Genomic DNA, 8435 nt, shown 5'->3' with positions numbered 1-8435 from the left:
TGCACCTCTTCGTCGGCAGGCACGCTTACCGATCTTGTCGGCGCAAAGCTGCCCAAAGTGCCGCACTCGTAGGCATTTTCAATGACGCCTAACACTGTGGGTCGCGGTGGAGAACATGTTCACCGCCTACGGCGCGAACCACAGCCGCCTGCGCCGCATGGTCGCCCCCGCCCTCTCCGCCCGCCGCACCGCCGCCCTCCAGACGAGCATCGAGACCCTGGTCACCGGCCTGCTCGACGGCCTCGACGCGCTCCCGGCCGGGGACAGCGTCGATCTGCGCGAGCACCTCGCCTACCCGCTGCCGATCGCCGTCATCGGACAGCTCATGGGCGTCCCCACCGACCAGCGCGCCGAGTTCCGCACGGTGGTCGACAACGTGTTCGCCACCCACCTCACCGCCAAGGGACAGGCGGCCAACGCCGCCGCCCTCTACCGCCTGCTGGACGCCCTCATCGCCACCAGGCGGACCACGCCCGGCGAGGACATGACCTCGCTGCTGATCGCCACCCGCGACGAGGAAGGCGACGGTTCCACCCTCAGCGACGCCGAACTGCGCGACACGCTCCTGCTGATGATCAGCGCCGGGTACGAGACCACCGTCAACGTCATCGACCAGGCCCTCGCCACCCTGCTGTCCGACCCGCGCCAGCTCGCCCACGTCCGGGACGGACGGTGCACCTGGCAGGACGTCGTCGAGGAGACCTTGCGGCACGAGCCCGCGGTCAAGCACCTGCCCCTGCGCTACGCCCTCACCGACATCCCGCTCCCCGACGGGCGGACCATCCAATCCGGCGACGCCGTCCTCGCCTCCTACGCCGCCGCCAACCGGCACCCCCGCCTGCACCAGGACGCCGACCAGTTCGACGCCACCCGGATCAGCAAGGAGCACCTCGCCTTCGGGCACGGCGTCCACTTCTGCCTCGGTGCCCCGCTGGCCCGCCTTGAAGTCGCCACCGTCCTGCGCCTGTTCTTCGAGCGCTTCCCCGACGCCCAGCTCGCCACCCGGCGCGAGGACCTACAGCGTCTGCCGAGCCTCATCAGCAACGGACACACCAGCGTCCCCGTCCTGCTGCGCCCCACGACCGACTGACCGGCCCTCAACGAGGAACCCTGCCATGACCGCCCTCGCCCCAACACAGCCCCTCACCCCGTCCGAACGGCGCATCGCCCAGCACGTGATCAAGGGCTTGGACGCCCGCGAGATCGCAGCCGCCACCCAGCTCAAGCCGAACACCGTCCATTCCACGCTGCGCGCCGTGCGCTGGAAGCTGGCCTGTCCCGAACGCTGCTCCCTCGCCGTCGTCGCCCACCGCCTCCTCGGCTCCGGGCAGATCACCGCCCCCACACCGCCGCGGCCCGCTCCGGATCTCAGCCCCGAGCAGATCAGCCTGCTCAAGGCCGCCGCCGAGCACACCCTGCCCCGCGACATCGCCCTCGCCGCCGACCTCGCCCCGGCCGACCTGCGCGCCGCCCTCGACCAACTCCTCGCTGCCACAAGGGCACAGGACACCACCGCACTGGTGGTGCTGGCGCACAGCTGGGAGTTGCTGCCGGCCGAGCAAGCCGCCCACGCGACGCGAAGCGGGGCAAGCCAGTGACCCGGCCCACAACCCCCACAGCCAGCGAGGATCGCTCCGCCCCCGTCCCGTTCACGCCGACACCGCCGACCGCCATCTACGAGATGCGCATGCTGCGCACCGCAGCCGAGCGCGAGGAAGCCGCCGCCCTCGTCCAGGACCGCCAGCGCTGGCTCAGCCTGCACGGCCTGCCCGTACCCGCCCGCGCCGACATCCCGGCACTCTTCCGCAACGCGCAGACCGTGTCCGCCGGGCTGTTCGAGGACGGGAGGCTGCTGGCCTGCATGATCCCCGAGCGCGACCCCGACCTCGGATGGGGCCAGAGTCCGTGCCTCTTCCTCCAAAGCGTCCACACCCTGCCCGGCCAGTCCGACGACATAACCCGCCTGATCACCCTGTGGGCGTCCGACTTCGCCGCCCGAGTCGACCTCCACGTCGTACGGGCCGAGACCCTGGCCCGCCACGCCCTCGAAGCCGAGCCCCTCGCTGCCCTTCTGCGTCGGCTCACGGACACCGGCTGGGACGTGTGCGGATCCGGCCCCGGACGCGACGGCGATCGAGTCGCCCGCCTCGAACTCCCCGCCGAGCACCGCCCCGGGCTCCGCGCACTGATCAGCTGCCAGGTCCACGCGCCTCAGCCGGCCCCGGATGATCGGAGCAACGCGTGACAACCGACGAACCGCAGCGGCCCGACCTCGCCCGCGAGCTGATCGCCCGCGCCACGGAATCGGCCGCGCACCGGGCCAAGCGCGTGCGCGACCAGCTCGACGCCGTCCAACTCGGACAGGGCCGGCACACCGACCACGCCAACACCAAGGTGCTGCGCCGCATCCTGGCCGACCACGACTGGCCCGGGCACCGCCTCGTCGGCCCCGACGCGGCCCGTGCCGCGTGGAGCATCGCCCTGCACAGCGACGACGAACCCGACTTCCAGCGCGCCGCCACCACCCTGCTGGGACGTGCGGTCCAGGCCGGCGACGCGCTGGTCCACCACTGGGCGCACCTTCACGACCGCGCGCTCATCACCAGCGGGCGCGACCAGGAGTACGGCACCCAGCTCCTGCTGCGCGCCGACGGCATCGAACTGTGCCCGCTGCGCGCGCCGGAGTCAGTCGACACACGCAGGGCCACCGTGGGTCTGCCGCCGATCGCTGTCGCTCTGAAGGCGGTGCGCCGCCGGTACACGCCTGACGGCTCTGCCGATGAAACCCCGACCGTCGTCCTCGCGGGGTCCGCGTAAAGAAGCGCAGCCCGCAGCAGCCTGACGGCACGACACCCCCTTCCGGACGCGCGACCCTCAGGCGCCTTCGCCGCCCATCGCCGTCCGGCAGCAGACCCCGGGGCCCGACCGGGCCTCGGCATCCCGCACCATCCCATCACTCCTAGGAGGCATGCATGACCGCCATCCAGGCCGAGAGGCCGACCGCCCCCGTGCAGTCGGACCTGGCAACCACCGACGAGACCGACCCGTTCGGGCTCGACATCGCCTTCATCGAGGGCACGCCGGCGACCGAGACGGTCCTGATGTGCAGCACGGGTGACAACTGCGGCAGCTCCTGCCCGAGCGCCTGCACCACCTCGTAAGCCGGATCACCCGGCAATGCGGGCCGGGCGGGGCTCTCCCTGTCCGGCCCGCCCGCCACGCAGAAGATGAGGAGAGCCCTGATGACACGGCACCGGCCCAGCCTGTACGAAGCGGCGGGGCAGGCCATGCTGCGCGCCGCGGTCCACACGACCGAACCCGCCATGCCGCCCTGGCCGGCGAACACGGCGCCCGTGGATGAGTGGCGCGCGTGGCTGAGCACGGTGTGGTCCGACACCGACTTCCACCACACCGTGTCGCAGGCGAGCCTTCACCTTGCGCACCAGGTACAGGCCATCATCGACGGCCGCACACCGAAGGTGCGCCGAATGCGGCGGGCGGCGCTGTCCACCGCCCGCTACGCGATCCGCTACGCCCGCCGCTCCACCCCTTATGGCCTGTTCGTCGGCGTCGCCCCGCTCGGCTTCGCCCAGACCACGACCGTTCGCATCGGCGACGAGCACCAGGCCGTGACCCGCCCCGAGCCGGTCAGGCTCGATGAGGTGCTCAGCGCCTGGGAGAGCGACGCTGCGCGCATGGCCGACGCCGAGGTCTGCGTCAACACCCTGATCTATCAGCGCGACCAGCACATCCACGTGCCCTCCGAGGGCGACGCCGAGTTCCGTCTCGCTCTGAGCCCCGCACTGCGTCTCGTACTCGGCCTGGCCCGATCCCCGATCGGGTACCGCCAGTTGTCGGACAAGCTGGCCGCGGAGTTCCCCGCCGTGAGCGGCACCGCGCGCGACCGGCTGCTCGATGAACTGCTGCGGGTGCGGTTGTTGCGCTCCTCGCTGCGCGCGCCCGCCACCGTCGCCGACCCCACCGACGTCTTGCCGCCCGCGGCGCGCGCTCAGGCAGCCGGCCTGCGGACCGCGTGCGACCTGCGGCTGGACGCCGACGTGCGGCTGCCCGAGCAGGTGCTGACCGAAGTGGAGACCGCCGCGACCGTCCTGGCCCGCCTGGTCACCCATCCGACCGGGACACCGACCTGGCGGCGGTGGATCGAGCAGTTCTCCGAGCGCTACGGCGAGAACACCGCGGTGCCGGTGGACGTGGCCACCGATCCCGACCGGGGCGTGGGCTTCCCTGCAGGGTTCGTCACGGCGAGCGAACCGCCCCGGCCGATGTCCCGGCGTGACCGCCTGCTGCTGGAGCTGGCCGGAACCGCCGCCGCCGAAGGCAGCCGCACCGTCGCGGTGGCCGGGGCGATGATCGAGGAACTGGAAGCAGCAGCCGGCGACAAGCCCCACGGCCTGGCGCCTCACCTCGAACTGGCAGCACAGGTCCACGCCACCTCTGTTCCGGCCCTGGACCGGGGCGACTTCCGGCTGCGCGTGCTCACTGTCTCCCGCTCGGCCGGATCGATGACCGGTCGGTTCTGGCACCTGTTCCCCGGCGCCGAGGAGGCGTACGCGAGCCTGCCCACCGTCGATCCGGAGGCGGAACTCGCGCAGCTCTCCTTCCACGCCGGACGTGTGCCGGCCGACCTGCTCACCCGCGCGCCCCAGGCCCTGCCCCGGATCGTCAGCGTCGGCGAATTCCGCCGCCCCGAACCGCACGTCCTCTTCCCCCGCGACCTGTCGGTCGCCGTCGCCGACGGCCGCCCCCAGCTGGTGGAGTCCGCGACGGGCAAGCCGCTGGAGCTGCTGGCCCCCACCGCCATCAACTTCCTGTGGAACAACTACACCCCGCCGATCGCCCGCTTCCTCGGCGAGATCAGCCGGGCCGCGTCCCCGCAGGTGACCTGGTTCGACTGGGGCGCTGCCTGGACCCTGCCCTTCACCCCGGCCCTCACCTACCGGCGCACCATCCTCACCACCGCCCGGTGGAAGATCCGCAGCCGCACGCTGCCCGCGCGCACCGCCCCACTCCAGCAGTGGGCGGACCAACTCCACGCCTGGCGTGCCCGGTTCCGGGTGCCGGAGCGAGTCCTGCTCGCCGAGGACGACCAGCAGCTGCCCCTCGACCTCACCCGGGACGTCGACCTGGACCTCCTGCGCGCGCACCTGGACGCCAGCCCTTTCGGCATCGCCACCCTGCACGACGCGCCCCCGCCGGACGCCGACGGGTGGATCGGCGGCCGGGCCCACAGCATCGTCGTCCCCCTGGCCAGGCGCTCATGACCACGACGACCGTGCCCCGTACGCAGGACCTGTCCGAGGGCGCCCTGGGGATGGCCCTGCTCGACATCGAGCGCCGGGACCTGTCCACCGCCCGCCGCCACCTCGCCCAGGCCACCGGCCGAGGGGTGAGCACCGGCAGCAACGCCAGCCTCTTCCACGGCGCACCCGCCCTGGAGCTCGTCCTGGCCCGCGCCCACGGGGCCGGCGACGAGGTCCGCGCGGCCGTCGACCGCGTCGTGGACGCCCGGCTCGCCGCCGCCCACCGCCGTCAGGCGGCCGGCGCTGCCCCACCTCGCCGAATGGGACCTCATCCGCGGCCTGACCGGACTCGCCGCCCTGCTGCTGTCCCGCCGCCCGATCGCGCCCCGGCTGCCCGACGTGCTCGCCTGCCTCGTCGCGCTCGCCCACCCCGCCCGTGGTGAAGGCCGGATGCTGCCCGGGTGGTGGTCGGCGGTCGGCCCGGACGGGAAGGAGATGGCCGGCGGGCACGGCAACAACGGCATGGCCCACGGCATCGCGGGGCCCGTGGCCGTGCTCTCCCTCGCCCTGCGCGCCGGAGTCAGCGTCCCCAGCCAGGAGGAAGCCGTCGGCGCGTTCGCCACCTGGCTCGACCGGCACGGCGCCCACTACTGGTCCACCGCAGCACACCTGGACGCCGACCAGCCACCCGAGGCGGAACCGGCCCGCCAGTCCTGGTGCTACGGCCAGCCCGGCATCGCCCGCGCCCAGCAGCTCGCCGCGCTCGCCCTCGGCGACCCCGCAGGGCGCCAAGCGGCCGAGGACACCGTCGAGACCATCCTGACCGACCCGCTGCGGCTCGCCCGCATCACCGACTCGACTCTCTGCCACGGGTGGGCCGGGCTGCTGGCCCTCACCCGCGCGGTCGCCGCCGACAGCCCCGCACCCGCACGCTTCACCCCGATCATCCAGGACCTTCACCGACGGCTGGCCGCCGACTGGGAGCACCTGCCCAAACCCGGATTCATGGAAGGCCGCGCAGGAGCCCAACTCGCCCTGAACGCCACCGACACCACCGGCTGGACCCGCGTCCTCCTGCTCGCCTGACCTTCTTCTCCCCGCCGCCTCGCAAGGAGTTTTCTGCCCATGGCCTTCGACGACGAGAACCTGCCGATCCCTCCGGACATGTCCTGGTGGCACGCATCCGTGTCCTTCCCCGACCCGCACACGGACGCTGCCCGGGCCCTGGCGACCGCGCTGGCCGGGCGCCGCTTCCACTTCCTGCGCAAGGACGTCGGCGTGCGCCTTCGCACCGAACAGCCCGCCACCGGCCTGCTGGACCAGCTCGTCGTCGACCGCGTGATCACCGGCTGGACGGGCGGGATCTACGAGCCGGAGACCCATGCCTTCGGCGGCTCCGAGGGCATGGAGGTCGCGCACGACGTGTTCTGCGCCGACAGCCCGGCCGCGCTCGCCGAGACCGGCGCCCCCGGCGCCCGCGAGCGCAGCGTGATGCTGCTGTCCGCCATGATCCGCGAGGCCGGGCTGGACCCGTTCGAAGCCGGAGACGTGTACGCCCAGTGGGCCGCCCTGCGGCCCCCCGTCACCCCGCCCCAGGGGCCCGCGCTGGAGCAAGCCGTCGCCGCGATGCGGCGGCTGATGAACGCGGACGCCGCCCGGCGCCCCGACGCGGAGGCAGGCTGGGGCGAGCGCGTCGCCGCGTTCGAGGACGCCGGCCGCCGCCTGCGTCGGCTCACCGCCGACGGCCGGCTGATACGCGGAATCCGGGGCGTCATCGCCCATCACGCGATCTTCGCGTTCAACCGCGCCGGGGTGCCTGCAGACGCGCAGGCCGCCACCGCGTGGCTCGGCCGTCACGTCGCCTTCTCCGCCGGAGAAGGAGCGGACGTGTCTACCCGCAAGTCCGTCCTGGCGGACCCTAGCCTCCCTCGAATGGAGACCACCGTGACACCCGTAACCGACCCCAACCAGCTGCGCGAAGCCCTCGCCCAGCGGCTCGTCGACAGCGGCCACCTGCGCAGCCAGGCGGCCATCGACGCCTTCCGCACCACCGACCGGCACGCCTTCCTGCCCGGCGTCGACCTGGAGAGCGCGTACAAGGAGGACGCCGTCCCGATCAAGCACGACGAGCACGGAGAGATGATCTCCTGTATCTCCGCGCCGTCCATCGTCGCCACTCAGCTCGAACAGCTCGGCGCCCAGCCCGGCCACAAGGTCCTGGAAGCCGGCGCCGCCACCGGCTACAACGCCGCGCTCCTCGGCAAGATCGTCTCCCCTGGCGGACAGGTGTGGACCCTCGACGTGGACCAGGACCTCGTCGCTGGCGCGAACAAGAACCTCGACGAGGTCGGCGTCGACAACGCCACCGCGGTCATGGCCGACGGCGCAGCCGGGCTGCCCGAGCACGCCCCCTACGACCGGATCATCTTCACCGTCGGCGCCGGCGACGTCCCCGTGAAAATCCTCAACCAGCTCGCCCCCAACGGACGACTCGTGCTGCCGATGCGCATCCGCGGCAGCGTCTCCCGCTCCTTCGCTTTCGAACGCGACGGCGACACGTGGAAGACCGTCTCCTGCGAGATGGCCACCTTCGTCCCCCTGCGCAAGGGCGTCTGCGACGACGTGTACACCCTCTTGCCCATGGCCGGGGAAGGCAACGTGCGTCTGGAGACCTTCAGCGAGCAGGACGTCGACCGCGACGCCCTGCGCTCCGTCCTCGACCAGCAGCAGACCAAGCTCTACACCGGGGTGAAGTTCCGGCAGGGCTCGGCGTGGGAGTGGCTCTACCTGTACTTGGCCGCCGTCCTGCCCAACGGCCTCTCCCGCCTGCCGGGCCAGCGCCCCGGGTTCACCCCCCACTTCGGCTGGGGCTCCATGGCCGCTCTCGACGGCGGTTCGCTCGCGTACCTGACCATCCGCGAGGGTGAGGATGAGAAGGGCCGGTACTGGGAGGTCGGCGTGATCGGCCACGGCGAGGGCGGCGCCGACCTCGCCGAACGCGTCGTGAGTGAGATCCGCGCCTGGGACGCGACCGGCGGCAACGACGCCCCCGAGCCGGGCTTCCGGATGGCCGTCGCCGACTCCCGCGACCAGCTGACGGCGGACGACCCGCGCTTCATCATCGACAAGCCCTACAGCCGACTGGTCGTCGACTGGGCGCGCAAGAGCTGAGCC

Annotated in this window: 8 protein-coding genes and 1 pseudogene; all 9 read left to right on the top strand. The window is 72.6% G+C overall.

Annotated elements, in window-relative coordinates; all coding sequences use genetic code 11:
* Window positions 1-88 precede the first annotated feature (88 nt).
* Window positions 89-1090 (top strand): annotated as a pseudogene (locus ACGFZQ_RS50805) (cytochrome P450); the annotation flags it as partial.
* Between the two features lie 25 nt (window positions 1091-1115).
* Window positions 1116-1598: a LuxR C-terminal-related transcriptional regulator gene (locus ACGFZQ_RS50800; RefSeq protein WP_393846294.1), complete on the top strand. Its 483-nt coding sequence runs from the start codon at window positions 1116-1118 to the stop codon at window positions 1596-1598.
* 83 nt (window positions 1599-1681) lie between these two features.
* Window positions 1682-2245 carry a hypothetical protein gene (locus ACGFZQ_RS50795; protein WP_393846298.1) on the top strand — a complete coding sequence of 188 codons (564 nt, stop codon included), beginning with the start codon at window positions 1682-1684 and terminating at the stop codon, window positions 2243-2245.
* Window positions 2242-2817 (top strand): DUF6624 domain-containing protein, encoded by a 576-nt coding sequence (locus ACGFZQ_RS50790; protein WP_393846293.1) that lies wholly within the window; start codon window positions 2242-2244, stop codon window positions 2815-2817. Before ACGFZQ_RS50795 ends, ACGFZQ_RS50790 begins: the two co-directional genes overlap by 4 nt.
* A 155-nt stretch (window positions 2818-2972) precedes the next feature.
* Window positions 2973-3161 carry an FxLD family lanthipeptide gene (locus ACGFZQ_RS50785; RefSeq protein WP_393846292.1) on the top strand — a complete coding sequence of 63 codons (189 nt, stop codon included), beginning with the start codon at window positions 2973-2975 and terminating at the stop codon, window positions 3159-3161.
* 81 nt (window positions 3162-3242) lie between these two features.
* The gene (locus ACGFZQ_RS50780; RefSeq protein ID WP_393846291.1) at window positions 3243-5282 is read left to right on the top strand and encodes a lantibiotic dehydratase family protein; all 2040 of its coding nucleotides are present in this window, start codon (window positions 3243-3245) and stop codon (window positions 5280-5282) included.
* A complete protein-coding gene (locus ACGFZQ_RS50775; RefSeq protein ID WP_393846290.1) occupies window positions 5279-5704 on the top strand; it encodes a hypothetical protein in 426 nt (141 codons plus the stop codon). Before ACGFZQ_RS50780 ends, ACGFZQ_RS50775 begins: the two co-directional genes overlap by 4 nt.
* Entirely contained in the window at window positions 5592-6347 is a 756-nt protein-coding gene (locus ACGFZQ_RS50770; protein WP_393846297.1) for a lanthionine synthetase LanC family protein, read from the top strand. The genes ACGFZQ_RS50775 and ACGFZQ_RS50770 overlap by 113 nt, the downstream gene beginning before the upstream one ends.
* A 39-nt stretch (window positions 6348-6386) precedes the next feature.
* The gene (fxlM, locus tag ACGFZQ_RS50765) at window positions 6387-8432 is read left to right on the top strand and encodes a methyltransferase, FxLD system (protein ID WP_393846289.1); all 2046 of its coding nucleotides are present in this window, start codon (window positions 6387-6389) and stop codon (window positions 8430-8432) included.
* Window positions 8433-8435 lie beyond the last annotated feature (3 nt).

Source organism: Streptomyces sp. NPDC048254 (assembly GCF_043201895.1).
Lineage (GTDB): Bacteria > Actinomycetota > Actinomycetes > Streptomycetales > Streptomycetaceae > Streptomyces.
The sequence above is the reverse complement of the archived record's forward strand: the minus strand, read 5'-3'. Positions and strand labels throughout refer to the sequence as shown.

Coding starts and splice junctions, on each gene's coding strand:
- ACGFZQ_RS50800 (WP_393846294.1), top strand. CDS start 1,116: ATGACCGCCCTCGCCCCAACACAGCCCCTCACCCCGTCCGAACGGCGC.
- ACGFZQ_RS50795 (WP_393846298.1), top strand. CDS start 1,682: ATGCGCATGCTGCGCACCGCAGCCGAGCGCGAGGAAGCCGCCGCCCTC.
- ACGFZQ_RS50785 (WP_393846292.1), top strand. CDS start 2,973: ATGACCGCCATCCAGGCCGAGAGGCCGACCGCCCCCGTGCAGTCGGAC.
- ACGFZQ_RS50780 (WP_393846291.1), top strand. CDS start 3,243: ATGACACGGCACCGGCCCAGCCTGTACGAAGCGGCGGGGCAGGCCATG.
- ACGFZQ_RS50775 (WP_393846290.1), top strand. CDS start 5,279: ATGACCACGACGACCGTGCCCCGTACGCAGGACCTGTCCGAGGGCGCC.
- fxlM (WP_393846289.1), top strand. CDS start 6,387: ATGGCCTTCGACGACGAGAACCTGCCGATCCCTCCGGACATGTCCTGG.